Below are 22,786 nucleotides of genomic sequence, written 5' to 3'. Positions count from 1 at the left end.
GCACTGCGGGCGGGCGCGGGCCCGGACGAGCGCGTCGTGCCGCTCGGTGTCTTGTGCTCTCGCAAGAGTTGCGGGAACGGCTGGAACGCACGGCGCCGCAGATACCAGTTCCTCGCACACCCCGGTCCTGGTCCGCACGGCGCTGCCGGCGGCAAGCACGAGCGCGCCGCGGCGACGGTCGCCCGCGCGTGACCCGGGGCCGCCCGCACCCCGCGTATCACGGCCCTCGCGGCGGCCGCCGCGCGCGTCCGCGGACTGCTGGACAAGGATCTCGGCCACCTGCCGCGGGCGCTACGAGGCTGACACCGAACGGGACCTCGCGCATACCCGCAGGCTCCCCGCGCTGGGCATCCGCCGGGCGTACGACGCCTGAGGGCAACGCGTCAGTCGGCGGAGCGGCTGTCTCCTCTCCCCGCGCACGGTCGGCTCGCACCTGCGGCGTGCGTGTGCGGAACACGGCGTCACCTCGCGTGCCGGCCCGCCCCGGCCGGCCGCCGACCGCGAACACGGAACCGGACCGTTCCCTCCCCACGGCATCGGGGCGTCCGGGCGGGGCGCTTGTGACGGAGGACGAGGAAGCGCCACATCCGCCGCACATGTTCGAAATATCCGGTTCATGGACGGCAATTAGCACGTTCGCGTGAGGCGCCGACACCGGCGGACTTGGCACGGTAGCCGCAGGTACACCGGCCGAGGAGCGAAGAACGTGATGACGGACGTCGCATCTCCGGGAATGAGGAGAGAACAGATGGGAGCCTTCCGCACCACCGAAGGAGTGCCCGATCACAAGAAGCCGTCCTACTGGGCGGAGGCCGTCGCGGGTGCGTTCCCCAGGGCCGAGGTCTCCGTCCTGGACGGGGACCACCGGGACACCCTGTGGACGTCCCGGCTCGGCCCGGCGCGGGCCGTCACGCTGGAGGGCGCGCGGATGCGCGTGCGGTGGCCTGCCTTCTCGCTCACCTCCGACGGCGAACAGTCCCTGGTGCTGGTCACACCGGTCGAGGGAACCGTCGTGGTGGACCAGGGCGACGGAGCGGCCCGTATCGGTCCCGGCGCGATCGCGCTCTGCGACCTGGCCCGCCCGACCCGCATCGACTTCCCGGCCGGCCACCAGGTGCGGTGCCTCGTCGTGCCCCGATGGCTGCTCGGTCTCACCGAGGCCGACCTGCGCCGGCTCACGGCGGCACCCATCCGACCGGACACGACGCCGGGGAGGCTGCTGTCACCGATGCTGGCCCAACTGGTGGCCACCGCACCCACCTTGTGCCCCGGCACCGGGGAGGCGCTGGTGCGGCATGTCGTCGACCTCATCTCCGTCCTGGCCCTGGAGGAGCTGCAAGGTGAGACGGACGACGTACCGGACACCGTGCGGTACCTGCTGCCGCGCATCCTGGAGCACATCGACCGCCGCCTCGACGACCCGGACCTGAGCCTGGGGTCCATCGCGCAGGCGCACGCCATCTCCGTCCGCTACCTCCACAGGGTCTTCGAGCATGCGGACACCACCGTCAGCCGGTGGGTCCAGCGCCGTCGGCTCCAGGAGTGCCGCCGGGACCTGGCCCGGCGGCAGACCGCGGGCCTGACCATCTCCGCGGTGGCTCACCGGTGGGGCTTCACCAGTGCCGCTCACTTCAGCCGCACCTTCCGGGCCACGTACGGCATGTCCCCGGCCGAATGGCGGCGCTTCGCCCTCGATGGTGTCCGCGAGACCGTGCCGGGGCGCCCGGCGGTCGCCCACGAAGCCGTGGTCAGCCTGCTGTCCCGCCCCACCGCTCCCCGTCCGTCCCGCGGGGGCGCGGGCGCCGCGGCGGCCTGAGCCGTACGGCACGGCGGACTCCCCGCGCCGCGCGGTCCCCGATGCCGCACCGTCGATGAACGGAGCCGGCCGGGGGCTCGCGGTACCGGTACCGACCCTGTCGTCGCGCCCGCCACATCGCGGCGTTCGGCCTCGACGCCGGTGAACGTCTGCCGGACGTCATCAACCGGTCCGTCCCCTGCCGCTGTGAACGCGGCTCTGATCACCGACCTGTGGGACGACGGGGCCGTCCCGAAGGGCGGGAGCCGGAGCAACGCCCGCTCGCCATGGACACTGGTCGACCCGCCGGGGCCGCCGGCCCAGTACGTCGTCGCCGGTGCCGATCGGCTTTCACCCCGACCGCCCGGCGCTCGAAGGTGCAGCGCATTGCGGCCACCGAACGCGGCTGGACGGTTCGCACACCGTCCTGCTGTTCCACCCGTACGCCAGCAGAGATGATCGGTGAAGCCGTGGTGCGGGGCGCCGTCCGCGGTGGTGGACGGCGCCCTCGTGACCGGCGCCGGCGCGTGGGATGACGGAGGATGTGCCCTTCGTCTGCCGTCTCACCTCCTCGACGCACAGGCTGCCGAGCGAGGCGAGGACGTGGGGGCTCAGGCTGCCCACATGACGTGCCTATGCTCGCCGAACGCATCGAACTGCTCATCGGGCGGGATCTATGCTGTGGCCTGCGGCTACCGCATCATCGTCGGTCCACACGACTCACGATGATCAACGGTGGCCGCACCCCTCTCCGTACCGGCCCCGAATACCGCTGACTGCCCATCACGTACGGTCTGCGGCATGACGGCAGAGGATTCGGAAGCCCCGAAATCCCGGGTGCAGCTGGTCATCGGCATCATCCGTCAAGGCAACGAGATCCTGCTCGTGCGAGAGAGCCTCGGCGCGGCCGGCGAGCTCCTCTGGTCGCTGCCCGGCGGCGGGGTCGAGGACGGCGAGCTCATGCACGAGGCTCTCCGTCGCGAGCTACGGGAGGAGACCGGCCTACTGGTAGACGACCCGGTGCGGACCGCATTCCTCATGCACATCGACTCCGAGCCCTCCCCTTCGGCGCTGGCCGTTCCCTTCGGGATCGACGAGTGGTCGGGTGACGTCGCGCCACAGGACGACGACATCAAACAGGCCGCCTTCTTTCCCTTGCCCGATGCTCTGAAGCTGCTCGGCGAGCTGGACGGCGCGGCGCAGCGGGAACCCGTCGTCGGCTATCTGACGGGGGATGTCGCGTCCGGGGCCACTCGGCTGTACCGCAACCGATGTGGAGACGAGACGCTGGTCGCCCGCTGGTGACACCAGGCAGCGGCCACCAGGAAGATCACGATCGGCAGGTGGAGTACGAAGAGGGACGCGTTCGGCCTGGTGAGGGGGTGGCGTCGGCGGTGGCGGGCTTTTACTCTGCGTGCGGCAGCGGCCGACGCCGACAGCCTGACCCGGTGGCTCGAAGTGGGCAACGTGGAGGAGATGGTCTCGCGCTCGTTCTCCCCAGATGCCCCCTAGATACCCCCAGCGGCCCGCTCCGCTGTCGCGGCAGTTCTCCGACGTATACAAACCCCGAGGTCAGGTATGCAATTCACGACTCGCCCCACTCTCAGCGGAACCTTCGGCATGGTGGCCTCCACCCACTGGCTGGCGTCCCAGTCGGCGATGGCGGTGCTGGAGGACGGCGGCAACGCCTACGACGCCGCCGTGGCCGGAGCCTTCGTGCTGCACGTCGTCGAACCCCACCTCAACGGGCCCGCCGGAGAGGTGCCGATCCTGCTCGCGCCGGCGGGCGGCGAGGTGCGGGTGCTGTGCGGGCAGGGCGTCGCACCGGCCGGGGCGACGGTCGCGCACTACAAGGGGCTCGGCCTCGACCTCGTGCCCGGCACCGGACCGCTCGCCGCCGCCGTGCCCGGCGCCTTCGACGCCTGGATGCTCCTGCTGCGCGACCACGGCACCAAGCGCCTCGCCGACGTGCTGAAGTACGCCATCGGCTACGCCGCGGACGGGCACCCGCCCGTGGAGCGCTTCACGGAGACCGTCGAAACCGTCCGCGAACTGTTCGAGACGGAGTGGACGTCCTCGGCGGAGGTCTACCTGCCCGGCGGACGGCCGCCCCGCCCGGGCGAGTTGTTCCGCAACCTCGCCCTCGCCGCCACCTGGAAGCGGCTGCTCGCCGAGGTCGCCGGGGCGGGCGGCCGGGAGGCGGAGATCGAGGCGGCCCGCGAGGTCTGGCGCACCGGGTTCGTCGCCGAGGCGTTCGTACGGCAGGCCGCCCGGCCCACCCTGGACACCAGCGGCCGGCACCACACCGGCACCCTGACGGCCGCCGACCTCGCCGACTGGTCCGCCTCCTACGAGGCGCCGGCGACGTACGACTGGAACGGCTGGACCGTGTGCAAGGCCGGCCCGTGGAGCCAGGGCCCCGTCCTGCTCCAGCAGCTGGCGCTGCTCCCGCCCGAGCTGCCCCGGTACGGCTCCGCCGACTACGTCCACCTGCTGATCGAGGGCTGCAAGCTCGCCATGGCCGACCGGGAGGCCTGGTACGGGGACTCCGAGGGCGCGGCCGGAGTGCCGCTCGCCGACCTGCTGTCGCCGTCGTACAACGCGGCCCGGCGCGAGCTCATAGGGGACGAGGCATCCTTCGAGCTGCGGCCCGGCGGCCCGGGCGGGCGCACCCCGCGGCTCAGCGCCCACGCGCGCGTGGCGGCCGTCGAGGGGGAGGGCCTCGACGCCCTGGGGGTCGGCGAACCGACCGTCGCCAAGAGCCCGGCCTCCCCGGTGCCCGGCGAGCCGGACACGGACCCGCTGTCCGGCGAGCCGGCCGTCGGCGCAGACGGCGGCACCCGGGGCGACACCTGCCACCTCGACGTCGTGGACCGCTGGGGCAACATGGTCTCGGCCACGCCCAGCGGCGGCTGGCTCCAGTCCAACCCCGTCGTGCCCGAACTCGGTTTCCCGCTCGGCACCCGCCTGCAGATGACCTGGCTGGAGGAGGGCCTGCCGAACTCCCTCACCCCGGGCCGCAGGCCGCGCACCACCCTCACCCCGTCGATCGCGCTGCGCGACGGCGTGCCCGTCATGGCGTTCGGCACGCCCGGCGGGGACCAGCAGGACCAGTGGCAGCTGCACTTCTTCCTGGCGGTCGCCCTGCGCGCACCCGTCCGCGGCGGCCTCGACCTCCAGGGCGCCATCGACGCCCCGAACTGGCACAACGACAGCTTCCCCGGCTCCTTCTTCCCGCGCGGCATGCGGGCGGGCAGCGTCACCGTGGAGTCCCGGACGCCCGCCGGGGTCGTCGGGGAGCTGCGGCGCCGCGGGCACGACGTCACCGTCGGCGGGCCCTGGTCGGAGGGGCGGCTGTGCGCCGTCGCCCGGGACCCGGAGACGGGTGTGCTGTCGGCGGCGGCGAACCCGCGCGGCGCGCAGGGGTACGCGGTGGGGCGCTGAGCGCACAGCCGCGTGTTCACGTGGATTCCACCGGCAGTGCCCCGGCCGGGTGGGGATTGTCGGTGTCGCGTGCTCTCATGGAGTCATGATCGAGAACAACGAAACCATCGACGAGTTTCTCGCCCGGCACACCGACGAGGTGGAGGAGGCCGTCCGCAAGGCGGCCGCCCAGGAGATCATGCCGCGCTGGCGCCGGCTCGCGGCCCACGAGGTCGACCAGAAGGCCGGCCCGCACGACCTGGTGACGGACGCCGACCGCAAGGCCGAGCAGTACCTGACCGAGGCCCTGGTCGTCCTGTTGCCCGGATCGGTCGTGGTCGGAGAGGAGGCGGTGCACGCCAACCCGGCCTCGTACGAGGCGATCCGGGGCGAAGCGCCGGTGTGGATCGTCGATCCCGTCGACGGGACGCGGCAGTTCGTGCACGGCGACTCCGGATTCTGCACGCTGGTCGCCCTGGCCCACCACGGCGTGGTGCACGCCTCCTGGACCTACGCGCCCGCCCGCGACCAGCTCGCCACGGCCGTACGGGGCCGGGGTGCCTTCCTGGACGGCGAGCGGCTGTACGCCGGACCGCCCGGGCCCGGGCAGGACCTGCGGGTCGCCACCTCCCACCCGGACTACACGACGGACGAGCAGAAGCGTGCCCTGCTCGGCCTGCGCACCCCGGGCGTGGCACCCCGCGCCTGCGGCTCGGCGGGCCTCGAGTACCTCGCCGTCGCGCGCGGCGAGGTGGACGCCACGGCGTTCTCCTGGGAGGCGGCCTGGGACCACGCGGCGGGGCTCCTACTGGTCGAGGAGGCCGGCGGCACCCACCTGACCCGCACGGGCGAGCCCTTCCGCATCACCGGTGACAACGACCTTCCGTTCACCGCGGCCCGCGACGCGGCCACGGCCCGGCGGGTGGTGTCCCTGCTCGCGGGGGAGAGCGCCTGACCCGCGGGCCCGCGGCGGCCCCGCCCGGCCGTCACCCGCGGCGGGACGTGTCGGCGGCCCGGCATATCCTGAGCCGAGTGGCCGTCGGCTGACGAAGGAGTCCGAAGGTGCCGTCGATGCTCGATGCGGTCGTGGTGGGTGCGGGACCGAACGGACTGACGGCTGCCGTGGAGCTGGCCCGCCGCGGTTTCTCCGTCGCCGTCTTCGAGGCGCGGGACACCGTGGGCGGCGGCGCCCGCACGGAGGAGCTGACCCTCCCCGGCTTCCGCCACGACCCGTGCTCGGCCGCCCACCCCCTCGGTGTCAACTCGCCCGCGTTCCGCGCCCTGCCCCTGGAGCGGTACGGCCTTGAGTGGCTGCACCCCGAGCTGCCCATGGCGCACCCGTTCCCCGACGGCTCGGCCGCCGTGCTGTCCCGGTCGGTCGGCGAGACCGCCGCCTCCTTCGGCCCGCGTGACGCGGGCACGTACCGCAGGCTCGTCGAGCGCTTCCTGCCCCGGTGGGACACGCTGGCCCGCGACTTCATGTCCCTGCCGGCCACCGCGCTGCCCCGCGACCCGGTCACCCTCGCCCGCTTCGGCCTGGCCGGACTGCCGCCGTCGACGTGGCTGATGCGCCGCTTCCGCGACGAGAAGGCCAAGGCCCTCTTCGCCGGTCTCGTGGCGCACGTCATGGCCCCCCTCGGTGGCTTCGCCACCGGCGCCGTCGGCCTGGTCTTTGCCCTCGCCGCCCACGCCCGCGGCTGGCCCGTGGCCCGCGGCGGCTCCCAGGCCATCTCCGACGCGCTGGCCGGATACCTCACCGACCTCGGCGGCACGGTCCACACCGACTACGAGGTCAAGCGCCTCGACGACCTGCCGCCGGCGCGCGCCTACGTCTTCGACACCTCGCCCACGGCCCTGGCCCGCATCGCCGGCCTCGGCAACTACTACGACCACTACCGGTACGGCCCCGGCGTCTTCAAGATCGACTACGCGCTGGACGGACCGGTCCCGTGGACGGCCGAGGAGCCCCGCACCGCCGGCACCGTGCAGATCGGCGCCGACAGCGCGGAGATCGGCGCCGCCCTGCACGCGGCCTCGCGCACGGGCCGGGCACCCGAGCGACCGTTCCTCATCACCGTGCAGCCCGGCGTCGTCGACCCCACCCGCGCCCCGGCCGGCAAACACGTCTTCTGGGCGTACGGACACGTGCCCCACGGCTGGACCGGCGACCTCACGGACGCGGTCGAACGCCAACTGGAGCGCTTCGCCCCCGGGTTCCGCGACCGCGTCCTCGCCCGCGCGACCGCCGGACCGCCGGAGATCGCCGCCCGCAACGCCAACTACGTCGGCGGGGACATCGCCTCCGGCGCGGTCTCCGGGCTCCAGCTCCTGCTGCGCCCCAAGCTCTCCCTGTTCCCGTACGCCACCCCGCACCCGGCCGTCTTCATCTGCTCGTCGGCCACCCCGCCGGGCCCCGGCGTGCACGGCATGTCCGGGCACAACGCGGCGAAGGCCGTCTGGCGCAGGCTGAGGCAGACATGACCACCACCATCACGCTCGTCCGGGGAGACATCACACGCCAGAGCGCCGACGCGATCGTCAACGCGGCCAACTCCTCCCTGCTCGGCGGAGGCGGCGTCGACGGCGCCGTCCACCGGCGCGGCGGCCCCGCGATCCTGGCGGCCTGCCGCAAGCTCCGCGCCGGTCACCTCGGCAAGGGCCTGCCCACCGGCCGGGCGGTCGCCACCACCGCCGGCGACCTGGACGCCCGCTGGGTGATCCACACGGTCGGCCCGGTCCGGTCGCCCACCGAGGACCGTTCCGCCCTGCTCGCCTCCTGCTACCGCGAGGCCCTCCGCGTCGCCGGTGAACTGGGCGCCCGCACGGTCGCCTTCCCGGCGATCTCCACCGGCGTCTACCGCTGGCCCATGGACGACGCGGCCCGCATCGCCGTCGAGACGGTGCGGAACACCGCGACGTCGGTGACGGAGGTCCGGTTCGTCCTCTTCGACGACCGGGCGTACGAGGCGTTCGCCCGGCGACTCGCCTGACCGGGAACACCGACCGGGGACTACCCAGAGATGATCGCCATCGCGACGGCGACGATGGTGACGACCACGAGCAGCCCTCCGAGACCGAGGACGATCAGCGCCCCGAGGCTGGAGACGAAGGTGCCCGCGGCCTTCCAGCCCCGCGGGGTCAGCCCGGCGATCCGGGGTGCGGGCTCGGGGGCCGTGGCCGGCCGGTCGTCGGCGAGGGCACGGCGCTCGAGCTCGCGGCCCCGTCGCCGGTAGTCGGAGACGAGTGCGGCCCAGCCGTCCGGGAGGCGGGACGTGTCCGGGCCGTCCGGCCAGGGGGCGGTCGTGTGTTCCTCGGCGAGGGCACGCAGGCCGGCCGGGCTCGGACGGTGCGCCGGGTCGAGTTCCAGACACGCCCGTACGACCGGGAGCAGGGGTTCGGGGACGCCGTCCAGGTCGACCTTCCCGCGCGAGACCAGCGCCAGCAGGCGCACCGGATCGCCGGTCTCCGCGTACGGGGGTCTGCCGGTGGCCAGGGTGCAGAGGGTGACGCCGAGGGCGTAGACGTCGCCCGCCGGTGTGGCCGGTTCGCCCCGGGCCTGTTCGGGCGCGATGAAGGCGATGGTTCCGAGCGTGACCTTGGTGCGGGTGAGGTCGGTGGCGTGCGAGATGCCGAAGTCGATGAGCCGCACCCCGTCGGACGACAGCAGGATGTTCTGCGGCTTCAGGTCGCGGTGCATCACTCCCGCGGCGTGCAGGGCGTCCAGGGCCGTGGCGCAGTCACCGGCGATCCGGGCGACGGCCGCGGCGTGGGCGGGACCGCGGCGCGCGACGAGTTCGCCCAGTGAGGGGGCCGCGACGTACTCGGTGGCCAGCCATGGCCGAGCGGCGTGGGGATCCGCGTCGAGCACGCGGGCGGTGTGCACCCCGGTCACCCGCTGGGCCACCGTGACCTCGCGGGCGAAGCGCGCCCGGTCCGACTCGCTCGCCGTGCCCTCCGCGAGGAGCGTCTTGACCGCGGCGAGCCCACCGCCGTCGGGCCGGGCCGCGAGGTAGACCCGGCCCATGCCGCCCGCCGCCAGGCGCCCGAGGAGCCGGTACGGACCGAGGGAGGCGGGGTCGGAACGGTGCAGAGGGCGCAGGGTCACGCCGGTGTCAGGCACAGCAGCCGCCCCCGTTCGGGAAACTTGTAGTGCACGGGCGCCGGCGTCCGGCAGCCCGCGTCGGACGCGCCGTACTCGAGGACGCGCATCACCTCCCGCTCGGCCGGAGCGGAGTCCGAGCAGGACACAGTGGTGGCGAAGACGGAGGTGTCGATGAGGGGCGTCACCTCGAGGCTGCCTTCAGCGGGGGCCGCGGAGGCCAGCACGCACTCTCCCGGGCGGAAGAGCCGTTCCAGACAGAGACTGGCCGTGCCCGACGAGCCGGTCCGCAGCCAGGGCACCGCGCCGTACGGGCCGCCGCAGCGGTCCACGAGCCCGTCCCGGTCCATGGCGACCACACGCCAGCGCGCGTCCTGCGCCGCGCAGGCGGTCCGCGCCGGTGTGCCGGGCAGCCACCGTCCACCGGGCTCGAGGGTGAGGGACACGCAGTCGCCCACGCTCACCGCCGCGAAGGCGCCGCCGCTCTTGTCCGACTGCTCGCCCTTTCCGTACACGAGGTAGGCGTACGCCAACCCGCCGATCAGCACCAGCAGCACGGCGGCCATCACGCCCTGCACCGAGCGCACGAAGAAGCGCTCGCCCGCGCCGGGGCGCCGGCGCGTGGGGGCGTCGCCGTCCTCCGGGTCCCCGTCGTCATCGTCGGCCGGGTGCCCCGGGCCGGTGGTGGCGGCCGGGAGAGCGTCCTCCTCCAGGAGCACGGCGGTCGGGGCGGGGGCGGGCAGCGGCCGGGTGGCCAGGGTGCGGCCGCCGCCGGCCGGGCGCACGGTGGCCTCGTCCTCGGCCGCCCACAGGGCGGCGCGGGGATCGGCGGCCAGTTCGCGGCCCTGACGCGCATGGCCCTCGACGATCCGCGTCCAGGCCGCGGGCAGCCAGCCACCGGCTTCCGGTGCCGTCGGCATCTCGGCCAGGTCGAAGGTGAAACGCTCCAGCAGCTCCGTGACACGCGGCCGGTCGCCGGGGTCCAGGGCGAGGCACTGCCGGACCACCGGGTCGAGGTCCTCGGGCAGTCCCGTCAGATCGACCTGGGCCTGGGCGACGTACGTCAGCAGCGGCAGCATCTCGATGTCGGGCGGATACGGGGCCCGGCCGACGGCGAGGTGGAACAGGGTGGCGCCGAGTGAGTAGATGTCGGACGCGGCGGTGGACGGCTCGCCCCGCGCCTGTTCGGGTGAGGTGAACGCCACCGTCCCGAGCGTGAGTTGGGTGCGCGTCAGGTCCGCGGCGTGAGATATCCCGAAGTCGATCAACCGAGGTCCGCCGAGGGGCAGCAACAGGTTCTGCGGCTTCACGTCCCGGTGCACGATGCCGCTGTCGTGCAACTCCGCCACCGCCTCCAGGACCCCGCGCGTCACCCATCGGGCCGCGGTCCCGTTCAACGGCCCGGCGCGCTGCACCAGTTCCGCCAGGGAGGGGGCGGAAATGTACTCGGTGGCCATCCAGGGCCGCTCCGCCTCGGCGTCCGCTCCCAGGACCCGGGCGGTGCGCACCCCCTGGACGCGCCGGGCCACCTTCACCTCGCGGGCGAAGCGCCTGCGGTCGGTGGGGCTGATCTCACCTTCCGCCAACAGGGTCTTGACGGCCACCAGTGCGCCGTCCTCGAGCGAGCGCCCCAGATAGACGCGTCCCATACCGCCCGCGCCCAGTCGGCCGATCAGGGGGAAATCCCCCAGCCGTTCCGGGTCGTCCTCCTCCAGAGGCTGAATGTCCACACCGCTCGCCGACACGTACATGTCCCCCCGACGTCACTGCCCGTGGCATGAGCATGAATGGCACGGAGTGTAGCGCCGAAGCACCTGCCGCTCGTCGCGTCGACGCCGAAGGGATCACCCGACGCGCCCCTGACGCCGTTCCTCGTCGATGGCCTTCATGAACATGCATCCGTCGAGCAGTACCCGGGCGCAGCGCCCCGAGTCCAGGGGTGACCGTCGTCCACCAGGAACCAACAAAGTCCGACGGGGTAATTGATTCGGTTGTGTTGGAGTCCTAGGGTGACCCTGATCCAGTAGCCGCTCCATCACCGGCAGTTGGCATCCGCATCACCGTCAACAGTCGGTGCAGCACCGTGCGTTGAGCCGCCCCCGAAGCCACACGGAAGGCCACGGTCATGCCGCACTCGCCCGTGTCACCCGCCGGTATCCCGGCCCCCCGCCCCCGCCCGGTCGTCAGCCGCCGCCGTCTCCTGGAGGGCGGCGCCGCCCTCCTCGGCGCCCTCGCCCTGTCCGCGTCGCCCGTCACCGCGCTCGCGGCCGGCCGGCGTGCCGCGGACGGCGAGCCCCCGGAGTGGAACGACTTCGGCGTCTTCCGGATCGGCACCGAGCCGCCGCACACCACGCTCATGCCGTACGCGGACGTGAGACAGGCCCTGGCCGGCGACCGCACCCGCTCGCCCTACCGGCTGAGCCTCGACGGCACCTGGAAGTTCGCCTACGCCGACCGCCCCGACGACCGGGACGCCGACTTCCACCGCACCGACACCGACGACAGCGACTGGGACACCATCCCGGTCCCGTCCGTCTGGCAGCTGCACGGCCACGACTTCCCGATCTACCTGAACATCACCTACCCGTACATGGGCCCCAACGGCCGCGGCGAGGACCCGCAGCCGCCCGCCGCGCCGACCCGCTACAATCCGGTCGGCCAGTACCGGCGCACCTTCACCGTCCCCCGCGACTGGACGGGCCGCCGCACCTTCCTGCACTTCGAGGGCGTCAAGTCCGCGCACTACGTGTGGATCAACGGCGAACTGGTCGGCTACGACGAGGACTCCTACACCCCGTCCGAGTACGACATCACCGACCACCTGAGGCCCGGCACCAACCAGATCGCCGTGGAGGTGTACCGCTACTCCGACGGCGACTGGCTGGAGGACCAGGACATGATCCGGCTGAGCGGCATCTTCCGCTCGGTCTACCTCTACTCCACCCCGGCCGTGCACCTGCGCGACTTCAAGCTGGACACCCCGCTGAACGGCACCTACACCGACGCCGAGCTGAAGGTCACCGCGCACGTGCGCGCGTACGGCGGCGGCGACGCCGGGCGCTACACGGTGGAGACCCAGCTGTACGACTCCCGCGGCCACGCCGTCTGGTCCCGGCCGCTGCAGCAGTCCGCCGACCTCGGCACGGCCCGCGCCGGCGAGGACGTCACCGTGCGCGCGGCCAAGGCCGTACCGTCACCGAAGCTGTGGTCGGCCGAGCACCCGAACCTGTACACAGCCGTCCTGCGCCTGCGCGACCCCTCGGGCAAGGTGGTCGAGACCCTCTCCCACCGGGTCGGCTTCCGCGAGTTCGCCCTCAAGGACGGGCTGATGCGGATCAACGGCAAGCCCGTCTCCCTGCGCGGCACCAACCGGCACGAGATGCACCCGGAGCGCGGCACGGCGCTCACCCGCGAGGACATGGTCGAGGACATCACGATCATCAAGCGGATGAACATCAACAGCGTCCGCACCTCGCACTACCCCAACAACCCGTACTGGCTGGAACTGGCCGACGAGTACGGCCTCTACCTCGTCGACGAGACCAACCTCGAGACCCACGGCATCCGCGACCGGTACCCCGGCAGCCACCCCGACTGGACCGCGGCCTGCGTGGCCCGCGCCCAGAACATGGTCCACCGCGACAAGAACCACGCCTCCGTCGTCATCTGGTCCCTCGGCAACGAGGCCGGCGGCGGCAGCACCTTCACCGCCATGCACGACTGGATCCGCTCCTACGACGACACCCGCGTCATCCAGTACGAGGGCGACGACCGCCCCGGCATCAGCGACATCCGCTCGGAGATGTACGACAGTCCGCAGCGCGTCGAGCAGCGGGCGAAGGACACCTCCGACACCCGGCCCTACGTCATGATCGAGTACGCCCACTCGATGGGCAACTCCACCGGCAACCTCAAGAAGTACTGGGACCTCGTCCGCCGGTACGACGTCCTCCAGGGCGGCTGGATCTGGGACTTCGTCGACCAGTCCCTGTACACGCCCGTTCCGGCCCGCACCCTGCTGACCGAGTCGGGCCCGGCCGGGCTGCGCGGCGAGATCCTCGCCACCCGCGGCACCCTCGACCGGGACAAGGGCCTGTCCGGCATCACCGTCTTCGAGCGCCACGACAGCCTCGACCTCACCGGCTCCCTGACCCTGGAGGCCTGGGTCACCCCGCACTACACCGGCTACCACCAGCCCATCCTGGCCAAGGGCGACACCCAGTACGCGCTGAAGCAGACCGACCGCAAGCTGGAGTTCTTCATCCACTCGGCCGGCCAGTGGATCACCGCGAGCTGGACCGTGCCGGACGACTGGACCGGCCGCGAGCACCACATCGCGGGCGTCTTCGACGCGGACGCCAAGACCCTGACCCTGTACGTCGACGGCGTGGCGCGGGCCACCCGCACCACCGATCGGCGCCCCAGCAGCAACACCGCGCCGCTGTCCCTGGCCACCGACGCCGACAACCAGACCCGCGAGTTCAGCGGCACGATCCGCCGCGCCCGCGTCTACGCCCGCGCCCTCACCGGCGCCGAACTGGCCTCCGACGGGCGCGGCCCCGCCGACGAGGGCGTGCGGTTCTGGTTCGACGCGGCCACCGTCAAGAGCGAGAAGAAGCGGCCGAAGGACAAGACCTTCCTCGCCTACGGCGGCGACTGGGGCGACAACCCCAACGACGGCGCCTTCGTCGCCGACGGCATCATCACCGCCGACCGCGGCCACACCGGCAAGGCCACCGAGGTCAAGCGCGTCTACCAGGCGATCAACGCCGCCCCCGCCCCCGGCGGCGCACCAGGGGCCGTCACCCTCACCAACGAGTTCCTGTTCACGAACCTCCGCGAGTTCGACGGCCGGTGGGAACTGGTCGCCGACGGCAAGGCCGTCCGGCGCGGCAGGCTGACCCGCGACCAGCTCGACGTCCCGCCGCTGTCCAGCAGGGACGTCACCGTCCCCGTACGCCTGCCGGACGACCCCGAACCGGGCACCGAGTACTTCCTCCAGCTGTCCTTCACCACCAAGGAGCCCACGCCGTGGGCGAAGGCGGGCTTCGAGGTGGCCCGGCAGCAGCTCCCGCTGGACGCCGGCGGCCCGGCCGTCACCCCCGCCTCCCTGGCGAGCGTCCCCGCCCTGCGCCACGACGACCGCGAACAGGACGTCACCGTGCGCGGCAAGGGCTTCTCCGTCACCGTCGACAAGCGCAGCGGCACCATCACCTCCTACGAGGCGAACGGCACCCGCCTGATCACCTCCGGGCCCGTGCCCAACTTCTGGCGGGCGCCCACCGACAACGACAAGGGCAACGGCCAGCACACCCGCAACCAGACCTGGCGCGACGCCGGCGCCCGCCGCAAGGTCACCGGTGTCGCCGTACGAGCCCTGGGCGACCGGGCCGTCGAGATCAAGGTCAGCGGCACCCTGCCGACCACCACCGAGTCGGCGTACTCCACCACCTACACGGTGTTCGGCAACGGCGAGATCAAGGTCGACAACACCCTGCACCCGGGCGCCGCGAACCTGCCGTACATCCCCGAGGTCGGGACGATGCTGTTCCTGCCCGGCCGCCTGGACCGGCTGCACTACTACGGCCGCGGCCCCGACGAGAACTACTGGGACCGCAACACCGGCTCCGACGTCGGCCTGTACTCCTCGACCGTCGCCGAGCAGTGGACGCCCTACATCCGCCCGCAGGAGAACGGCAACAAGACCGACGTCCGCTGGGTCGCCCTCACCGACTCCCGCGGGGTCGGCCTGCTCGCCACCGGCGAACCCCTGCTGGAGGTCAACGCCTCCCGCTTCACACCGGAGGACCTGTCGGCGGGCGTGCGCCACGACTACCAGCTCACCCCGCGCGAGGAGGTCGTGCTGCGCCTGAACCACCGGCAGATGGGCGTCGGCGGCGACAACAGCTGGGGCGCGCACACCCACGACGAGTTCAAGCTGTTCGCCGACCGGGACTACACGTACACCTACCGGCTGCGCCCGCTCACCGACGTGCGGGACGCGACGGCCGTCTCGCGGCGGCCCACGGCGACCGAGTAGGCCCGGCGAGCAGGCCCGGATCGAACCGGGAGCCCGGGGTACCCGGGCTCCCATGGGTGACGTACTGGTCGGGGCCTGCTCGTGGACGGACCGGCAGCTCGTGGCGAGCGGGTGGTACCCGCGCGGACGGCGGGACGCCGAGGGACGGCTGCGGCACTACGCCTCACGGCTGCCCGTCGTCGAAGTGGACGCCGGGTACTACGCGTTGCCGAGCCGCCGCAACAGCGAGCTGTGGGTGGAGCGCACGCCGGACGGCTTCCGCTTCGACGTGAAGGCCTTCTCGCTGCTGACCGGGCATCCCACCCGGCCGGAGGCGCTGCCCGCCGACCTGCGCGGAGCGGCCGGCACCGGCCCGCTGCGGCGCGGACAGGCGGGTGAGGGGCTGCTGGACGAGGTGTGGGGGCGTTTCACCGACGCGGTCGAGCCGCTGCGCGAGGCCGGGCGGCTCGGCGCCGTGCTGTTCCAGTTCCCGCCCTGGTTCGCACCCGGCGGCCCGGCCGAGGCGGCGCTCGAAGCCTGCGTCCGGCGCGCGGGGGACTGGCCGCTCGCCGTGGAGTTCCGGCACCCGGACTGGTGGGCGCCGCACCAGGCGGACGCGACCTGTGCCCTGCTGTCCGCGCTGGGCGCGTCGGCCGTCGGCACCGACATGACCCAGGACCTGCCCGCGTCCCTGCCGCCCATCGCGCCGGTCACCCGCCCCGCCCTCGCCGTCGTCCGCTTCCACGGGCGCAGCCGGGCGTGGGGGAGGGGCAGCAAGGAGGACCGTTTCCGGTACGACTACCCCGTCGCCGAACTGGCCGCCTGGGTGCCCCGGCTGCGGCGCGCCGCCGCACAGGCGGACGAACTGCACGTGCTGTTCAACAACTGCTGCGCGGACGCCGCCGTACGCGCCGCCGAGACCATGCGGGAGCTGCTCACTCCGCCGCGTCGCTGATCCCCAGCCGCAGGTGCTCCACGTGGTAGACGGCCTGGTCGAGCAGCTCGGCGACGTGGTGGTCGTGCAGCGCGTACACCACCGACCGGCCGCGCCGTTCACCGACGACGAGCCCCAGGTTGCGCAGCAGGCGCAGCTGGTGGGAGCAGGCCGACTGCTCCATGCCGACCTCCGCCGCCAACTCCGTGGCGGGCAGCGGCCCTTCGCGCAGCCGCGCGAGGATCAGCAGCCGGGAGGGCGTGGACAGGGCCTGGAGCGTGGTGGCGACCTTGGCGACGTTGTCCGCGTCCAGGCGCACGCGCTCGGCTGCGTCCTGCGCGGTGGTGGCGGCTCCGTGACCCATGCCGGTCATCTTACGCACCCGCCCGCACGCATGAACGGATGAAAGAATGAACGAGTCTTCATGTGTTCCTGTATGGTGGCCGCGTGTCCACGACCCTCGCTCCCACCCCCGTCTCCTCGCCCGCCCGCCCGGCGCCCGCCCGCCGCACCCGCGTCCTCGCCCTGCCCGAGGCGCGCTGGGCCCTGGCGTCGCTGCTCGCCTTCCTCGCGGCGCTCGCCCTGGACCTCGGCCCCGCCCCCGCCTGGACGTACGCCCCGCTGTACGCGGTCGCCTACGTCGCCGGCGGCTGGGAGCCCGCGCTGGAGGGCCTGCGGGCGCTGCGCGAGAGGACCCTCGACGTCGACCTGCTGATGATCGTCGCGGCACTCGGCGCGGCGGCCATCGGCCAGGTCCTCGACGGCGCCCTGCTGATCGTCATCTTCGCCACCTCCGGTGCCCTGGAGGCCCTGGCCACCGCCCGCACCGCCGACTCCGTGCGCGGCCTGCTCGACCTCGCGCCCACCACCGCGACCCGGCTCACCGGGGACCGCGAGGAGACCGTCCCGACCGCCGACCTCGCCGTCGGCGACGTGCTCCTGGTCCGGCCCGGCGAGCGGATCGGCGCCGACGGCACGGTGACCGACGGCACCGGCGAGGTCGACCAGGCCACCATCACCGGCGAGTCCCTCCCGGTCCTCAAGCGCCCCGGCGACGACGTCTTCGCCGGCACCCTCAACGGCACCGGCGCCCTGCGCGTCCGCGTCGGCCGCGACCCCGCCGACTCGGTGATCGCCCGCATCGTCACCCTGGTCGAGGAGGCGTCCCGCACCAAGGCGCCCACGCAGCTGTTCATCGAGAAGATCGAGCAGCGCTACGCGGTCGGCGTGGTGGCCGCCACCCTCGCCGTCTTCGGCGTCCCCCTCGCCTTCGGCGCCGACCTCACCGACGCCCTGCTGCGCGCCATGACCTTCATGATCGTCGCCTCGCCCTGCGCGGTCGTCCTCGCCACGATGCCGCCCCTGCTGTCCGCCATCGCCAACGCCGGCCGCCACGGCGTCCTCGTGAAGTCGGCGGTCGCCATGGAACGCCTCGGCGAGATCGACGCCGCCGCCCTCGACAAGACCGGCACCCTCACCGAGGGCACCCCCGAGGTGACCGCCGTGCGCCCCCTGCCCGGCGCCGGCCTCGACGAGGACGCCCTCCTCGCCCTCGCGGCCGCCGCCGAACACCCCAGCGAGCACCCGCTGGCCCGCGCGATCGTCGCCGCCGCCCGCGCGCGCGGCCTGCGCGTCGCACCCGCCCAGGACTTCACCGCGACCCCGGGACACGGCGTCACCGCGGTCGTCGACGGCCACGAGGTCCACGTCGGCCGCGCCGAGGAACCCGAGGGCGCCGAGACCACCGTCCGGGTCACCCGCGACGGCACCCCGCTCGGCACCCTCGCCCTCACCGACCGCCTGCGCGCCGACGCCGCCGGGGCCACCGCCGCGCTCACCGCCCTCACCGGTACCGCCCCCGCCCTGCTCACCGGCGACAACGCGCCCGCCGCCGCCCGCGTGGCCGACGCCACCGGCATCACCGACGTCCGCGCCGGCCTGCTGCCCGACGGCAAGGTCGAAGCCGTACGGGCGATGGAGAGGGCCGGCCGCAAGGTCCTCTTCGTCGGCGACGGCGTCAACGACGCCCCCGCCCTCGCCGCCGCCCACACCGGCATCGCCATGGGCCGCGCGGGCTCCGACCTGGCCCTGGAGACCGCGGACGCCGTCGTGGTCCGCGACGAGCTGACGGCCGTGCCCGCGGTCGTACGCCTGTCCCGGCGCGCCCGCCGGCTGGTGCTGCAGAACCTGGTCATCGCCGGCACCTTCATCACCGCGCTCGTCCTGTGGGACCTGATCGGCCACCTCCCGCTGCCGCTCGGCGTCGCCGGACACGAGGGCTCGACCGTGCTGGTCGGCCTCAACGGGCTGCGGCTGCTGCGCGAGTCCGCGTGGCGATCCGGCGGGGCCCAGGAAACGTGAGGTCCATGTCGGATTCTCGCCAGCCCCGGCCCGTCCGGTGGACCATCCTGGACGCATGCAGACGGGAATGCACACCGACACCGAGCGCTGCGTGCGCGCCGTCCGGTCGAAGGACGCGCGCTTCGACGGCTGGTTCTTCACCGCCGTCCTGACGACCGGCATCTACTGCCGGCCCAGCTGCCCGGTGGTGCCGCCCAAACCGGCGAACATGACCTTCTACCCGAGCGCGGCGGCCTGCCAGCAGGCCGGGTTCCGGGCGTGCAAGCGCTGCCGTCCGGACACCAGCCCCGGTTCCCCCGAGTGGAACCAGCGGGCCGACCTCACCGCCCGCGCCATGCGCCTGATCGCCGACGGCGTCGTGGACCGCGAGGGCGTCCCCGGCCTCGCCGCCCGCCTCGGCTACAGCACCCGGCAGATCGAACGCCAGCTGCTCGCCGAGCTGGGCGCGGGCCCTCTCGCCCTCGCCCGCGCGCAGCGCGCCCAGACCGCCCGCCTGCTCATCGAGACGACCCCGCTGCCGATGGCGGACATCGCCTTCGCGGCCGGCTTCTCCTCCGTGCGCACCTTCAACGACACGGTCCGCGAGGTCTTCGCCCTCTCCCCGAGCGAACTGCGCGCCCGCCGCTCACCCAAGGACCGGCCGGCCGGCACCCCCGGCGCGCTGACCCTCCGCCTCCCCTTCCGCGCCCCCCTCAACCCCGACAACCTCTTCGGCCACCTCGCCGCCACCGCCGTACCCGGCGTGGAGGAGTGGCGGGACGGCGCCTACCGCCGCACCCTGCGCCTCCCCTACGGCCACGGCGTCGTGGCCCTCACCCCGAACCCCGACCACATCGGCTGCCGCCTCACCCTCACCGACCCGCGCGACCTGACCGTCGCCATCAGCCGCTGCCGCCGACTGCTCGACCTGGACGCCGACCCGACGGCCGTCGACGACCAGCTGCGCACCGACCCGCTGCTCGCACCGCTGGTCGACAAGGCGCCGGGCCGCCGCGTCCCGCGCACGGTCGACGAGGCGGAGTTCGCCGTACGGGCCGTCCTCGGCCAGCAGGTCTCCACCGCCGCCGCCCGCACCCACGCGGCCCGCCTGGTCACGGCACACGGCGACCCGGTCGACGACCCCGAGGGCGGCCTGACCCACCTCTTCCCGTCGGCGCGGGCCCTGGCCGAGGTGGACCCGGACACGCTGGCGATGCCCCGCACCCGCCGCACCACCTTCACCACCCTCGTCGGCCACCTCGCCGACGGCTCGCTCAACCTCGGCGTCGAGACCGACCGGGCGGAGACCCGCGCCCGTCTCCTCGCCCTCCCCGGCTTCGGCCCCTGGACCGCCGACGTCATCGCGATGCGCGCCCTCGGCGACCCCGACGCCTTCCTCCCCACCGACCTCGGCGTCCGCCGCGCCGCCCGCGACCTGGGCCTGCCCTCCACCCCGGCGGCGCTCACCGCCCGCGCGGCGGCCTGGCGGCCCTGGCGGGCGTACGCGGTCCAGTACCTGTGGGCGACCGACAGCCACCCGATCAACTTCCTGCCCGCTTGAGCCCGCGCGAGGTACCGACGTGAAACAGCACACCGTGACCGACAGCCCCTACGGCCCCCTCACCCTGGTCGCCGAGGACGGCGTCCTGTGCGGCCTCTACATGACCGACCAGCGCCACCGCCCGCCGGAGGAGACCTTCGGAACGGCCGACGACGGTCCGTTCGCCGAGGCGGAGGAGCAACTGGCGGCGTACTTCGCCGGGGAACTGACGGACTTCACCCTCGACCTCCGCCTGAACGGCACCCCCTTCCAGCGCACGGTCTGGGACCAGCTCCGGAGGATCCCCTACGGCGAGACCCGCACCTACGGCGAACTCGCCGCCGCCCTCGGCAACCCCACCGCCTCCCGCGCCGTCGGCCTCGCCAACGGCCGCAACCCGATCGGCATCATCGTCCCCTGCCACCGCGTCATCGGCGCGAGCGGCGGTCTCACCGGCTACGGCGGCGGCCTGGACCGCAAGCAGCGCCTGCTGGACTTCGAACGCGGGACGGCGGGGGCGGCGCTGTTCTAGTGCCGCGACAGGCGACGTGCGTCCCGTCGCGACGCCCGGCACGCTCCCCCGGAGGGGGTGCCCCCACTCGCCGCACCGGCCGAAAGCCCGAGTGCGTCCACAGTACGAGGGCTTCCGGCCGGCACTCTCCCAGCCTCCGGCCGGGGGGACCCCCAGAGCACGCGCCGGACGCCGCTCCTCACCGGGTAAACGTTGCCTGCCGCGGCCTAGGACCGGCCCGGTGCGGGCGCGGCTTCCTACCGGCCGACCCGGACACCGTTCTCCAGCTCCGCGGTGCCGGAGCCGTCCTCCAGGACGTCCAGCGCGGCCAGCACGCGGCCATGCAGGGGGCCGATGAGATGGTCGCCCAGGTCCGCGCGCGGCACCAGCCGCCAGGACAGCAGCTCCTCCTCCTGGAGGCGGATCGCCTTGAGGTCGTCCTCGCCGAGGACCCCGCCGTCGTAGAGGTACGACACCAGCGGCGGCCGGCCGGTCCCCGGCACCCAGTCCACCGCGAGCAGCCGGCCGGGCGGGACGTCCAGCCCGATCTCCTCCAGGGTCTCGCGCCGGGCGCCCTGGCGCGGGGTCTCGCCGTCGTCCGACTCGATGGTGCCGCCCGGCAGTATCCAGCCCTCCCGGTAGTTCGGCTCCACGAGCAGCACGCTGCCCGCGGCGTCCCGGAACAGCACGGCGGCCCCGGCGAGCACGCGGGGGAGTCCGGCGATGTACGTGGCGTAGTCGAGCGTCGTCATCCTGGCAGGGTATGTCCGTCCGCCGGGGCGTTCCACGGAGCGGGCGGGGCATGACGGCGGGGGCGTGCGCCGGTTATGGTCGCAGCGGCGCGACTGCCTTGACGTGCGCAAGGCTCGAAGAGCAAGGGGAGACAAGGTGGCTGACGCTGCAGTGGACGGGACCCGCAGGGTGCTCGTCGCCGCGGACAAGTTCAAGGGCTCGCTGACGGCCGTCGAGGTCGCCGAGCGGGTCGCGGCCGGGCTGCGCCGCATCGTGCCGGGCGTCGACGTCGAGGCGCTGCCCGTGGCCGACGGTGGCGACGGCACCGTGGCCGCGGCGGTCGCGGCCGGGTTCGAACGCCGGGAGGTACGGGTCGCCGGGCCCCTCGGCGACGAGGTGACGGCGGCGTTCGCGCTGCGCGGTGACACCGCCGTCGTGGAGATGGCCGAGGCGAGCGGGCTGCAGCGGCTGCCCGCCGGTGTCCTGGCCCCGCTGACCGCCTCCACGTACGGCTCGGGGGAGCTGCTGCGGGCCGCGCTGGACGCGGGCGCGCGGACGATCGTGTTCGGGGTCGGCGGCAGCGCGACCACGGACGGTGGCGCGGGCATGCTGTCCGCGCTGGGCGCGCGGTTCCTGCGTGAGGACGGTGAGCCGGTGGCGCCGGGCGGCGGGGGCCTCGCCGACGCCGCCTCGGCCGATCTGTCCGGTCTGGACCCGCGGCTCGCGGACGTCGAGCTGGTGCTCGCGAGCGACGTCGACAATCCGCTGACCGGGCCCAAGGGCGCCCCGGCCGTCTACGGCCCGCAGAAGGGCGCCTCCCCGGAGGACGTGGAGACGCTGGACGCGGCCCTCGCGCACTTCGCGAAGGTGCTGGAGGGGACGGTGGGCGCGCGGGCCGCCGAGTACGCGGCCTCGCCGGGCGCGGGCGCCGCGGGCGGCATCGGCTACGGCGCGCTGCTGCTCGGGGCGCGGTTCCGGGCCGGCATCGAGGTGATGCTGGACGTGCTGGGCTTCGCGCCGGCGCTGGAGCGGGCCGAGCTCGTGATCACGGGGGAGGGCTCGCTGGACGAGCAGACCCTGCACGGGAAGGCACCGGCCGGTGTCGCGGCGGCCGCGCGGGCCGCGGGCAAGGAGGTCGTCGCGGTGTGCGGGCGGCTGGCGCTGCCGGCGGAGGCGCTGGGGCGGGCCGGGATCCGGCGGGCGTACCCGCTGACGGACGAGGAGCCGGACGTGGCGAAGTGCATCGCGGATGCGGGGCCCATCCTGGAGCGGGTCGCGGAGCGCATCGCCCGGGACTTCCTGGCGTAGGGGAGTCCTGCCCCCGTCGCCCCTTCCCCTTCCCGCCGCTGGGGGCTCCGCCCCCATACCCCCGTTCGGCCTGAACGGCCTCGTC

The 22,786-nt window shown here is 73.8% G+C and carries 16 protein-coding genes; 12 read left to right on the top strand and 4 right to left on the bottom strand.

What is annotated here, in order from left to right; translation table 11 throughout:
- Positions 1-748: 748 nt before the first annotated feature.
- From ACIRFH_RS11905 to ACIRFH_RS11880, 6 genes are all read left to right on the top strand, one after another.
- Positions 749-1,816 (top strand): helix-turn-helix domain-containing protein, encoded by a 1,068-nt coding sequence (locus tag ACIRFH_RS11905; protein ID WP_403519395.1) that lies wholly within the window; start codon positions 749-751, stop codon positions 1,814-1,816.
- Between the two features lie 780 nt (positions 1,817-2,596).
- Entirely contained in the window at positions 2,597-3,100 is a 504-nt protein-coding gene (locus ACIRFH_RS11900) for an NUDIX hydrolase (RefSeq protein ID WP_403519393.1), read from the top strand.
- A gap of 273 nt (positions 3,101-3,373) precedes the next feature.
- Complete coding sequence (locus ACIRFH_RS11895) at positions 3,374-5,239, top strand: gamma-glutamyltransferase family protein (protein WP_403519391.1); 1,866 nt, start codon at positions 3,374-3,376, stop codon at positions 5,237-5,239.
- 85 nt (positions 5,240-5,324) lie between these two features.
- Positions 5,325-6,173, top strand: coding sequence for an inositol monophosphatase family protein (locus ACIRFH_RS11890; protein WP_403519389.1), 849 nt, complete (start codon positions 5,325-5,327; stop codon positions 6,171-6,173).
- Positions 6,174-6,289: 116 nt separating this feature from the next.
- Complete coding sequence (locus tag ACIRFH_RS11885; RefSeq protein WP_403519387.1) at positions 6,290-7,699, top strand: phytoene desaturase family protein; 1,410 nt, start codon at positions 6,290-6,292, stop codon at positions 7,697-7,699.
- The gene (locus ACIRFH_RS11880) at positions 7,696-8,208 is read left to right on the top strand and encodes an O-acetyl-ADP-ribose deacetylase (RefSeq protein WP_403519385.1); all 513 of its coding nucleotides are present in this window, start codon (positions 7,696-7,698) and stop codon (positions 8,206-8,208) included. Before ACIRFH_RS11885 ends, ACIRFH_RS11880 begins: the two co-directional genes overlap by 4 nt.
- A gap of 20 nt (positions 8,209-8,228) precedes the next feature.
- On the opposite strand, the gene ACIRFH_RS11875 is transcribed toward ACIRFH_RS11880, so the two are convergent.
- Both ACIRFH_RS11875 and ACIRFH_RS11870 read right to left on the bottom strand, forming a co-directional pair.
- A complete protein-coding gene (locus tag ACIRFH_RS11875) occupies positions 8,229-9,338 on the bottom strand; it encodes a serine/threonine-protein kinase (protein ID WP_403519383.1) in 1,110 nt (369 codons plus the stop codon).
- The gene (locus tag ACIRFH_RS11870) at positions 9,320-11,047 is read right to left on the bottom strand and encodes a serine/threonine-protein kinase (protein ID WP_403519381.1); all 1,728 of its coding nucleotides are present in this window, start codon (positions 11,045-11,047) and stop codon (positions 9,320-9,322) included. The genes ACIRFH_RS11875 and ACIRFH_RS11870 overlap by 19 nt, the downstream gene beginning before the upstream one ends.
- 395 nt (positions 11,048-11,442) lie before the next feature.
- Here ACIRFH_RS11870 and ACIRFH_RS11865 point away from each other — a divergent pair, with 395 nt between their 5' ends.
- Both ACIRFH_RS11865 and ACIRFH_RS11860 read left to right on the top strand, forming a co-directional pair.
- Positions 11,443-15,357 carry a glycoside hydrolase family 2 TIM barrel-domain containing protein gene (locus tag ACIRFH_RS11865; protein WP_403519379.1) on the top strand — a complete coding sequence of 1,305 codons (3,915 nt, stop codon included), beginning with the start codon at positions 11,443-11,445 and terminating at the stop codon, positions 15,355-15,357.
- 52 nt (positions 15,358-15,409) lie between these two features.
- A complete protein-coding gene (locus ACIRFH_RS11860) occupies positions 15,410-16,291 on the top strand; it encodes a DUF72 domain-containing protein (RefSeq protein WP_403519377.1) in 882 nt (293 codons plus the stop codon).
- Here ACIRFH_RS11860 and ACIRFH_RS11855 read toward each other — a convergent pair.
- Positions 16,272-16,634: an ArsR/SmtB family transcription factor gene (locus ACIRFH_RS11855; RefSeq protein WP_385458730.1), complete on the bottom strand. Its 363-nt coding sequence runs from the start codon at positions 16,632-16,634 to the stop codon at positions 16,272-16,274. The genes ACIRFH_RS11860 and ACIRFH_RS11855 overlap by 20 nt on opposite strands.
- A gap of 83 nt (positions 16,635-16,717) precedes the next feature.
- On the opposite strand from ACIRFH_RS11855, the gene ACIRFH_RS11850 reads away from it, so the two are divergent.
- The 3 genes from ACIRFH_RS11850 to ACIRFH_RS11840 are packed head-to-tail and all read left to right on the top strand — an operon-like array spanning position 16,718 to position 20,682.
- Positions 16,718-18,631 (top strand): heavy metal translocating P-type ATPase, encoded by a 1,914-nt coding sequence (locus tag ACIRFH_RS11850; RefSeq protein WP_403519375.1) that lies wholly within the window; start codon positions 16,718-16,720, stop codon positions 18,629-18,631.
- Positions 18,632-18,686: 55 nt separating this feature from the next.
- Positions 18,687-20,171 carry an AlkA N-terminal domain-containing protein gene (locus tag ACIRFH_RS11845; protein WP_403519373.1) on the top strand — a complete coding sequence of 495 codons (1,485 nt, stop codon included), beginning with the start codon at positions 18,687-18,689 and terminating at the stop codon, positions 20,169-20,171.
- Positions 20,172-20,190: 19 nt separating this feature from the next.
- Positions 20,191-20,682 (top strand): methylated-DNA--[protein]-cysteine S-methyltransferase, encoded by a 492-nt coding sequence (locus ACIRFH_RS11840; RefSeq protein WP_403519372.1) that lies wholly within the window; start codon positions 20,191-20,193, stop codon positions 20,680-20,682.
- A 236-nt stretch (positions 20,683-20,918) separates the two neighbouring features.
- Here ACIRFH_RS11840 and ACIRFH_RS11835 read toward each other — a convergent pair whose 3' ends face one another.
- Positions 20,919-21,413 (bottom strand): NUDIX domain-containing protein, encoded by a 495-nt coding sequence (locus tag ACIRFH_RS11835; protein ID WP_403519370.1) that lies wholly within the window; start codon positions 21,411-21,413, stop codon positions 20,919-20,921.
- A gap of 136 nt (positions 21,414-21,549) precedes the next feature.
- Between ACIRFH_RS11835 and ACIRFH_RS11830 the strand changes: the two genes are divergently transcribed.
- On the top strand, positions 21,550-22,701 hold the full coding sequence (locus tag ACIRFH_RS11830; RefSeq protein ID WP_403519368.1) for a glycerate kinase: 1,152 nt from the start codon (positions 21,550-21,552) through the stop codon (positions 22,699-22,701).
- Positions 22,702-22,786: the final 85 nt, after the last annotated feature.

This window comes from Streptomyces sp. NPDC093586 (assembly GCF_044764905.1).
Lineage (GTDB): Bacteria > Actinomycetota > Actinomycetes > Streptomycetales > Streptomycetaceae > Streptomyces.
This window is presented reverse-complemented; position numbering and strand designations above follow the sequence as displayed.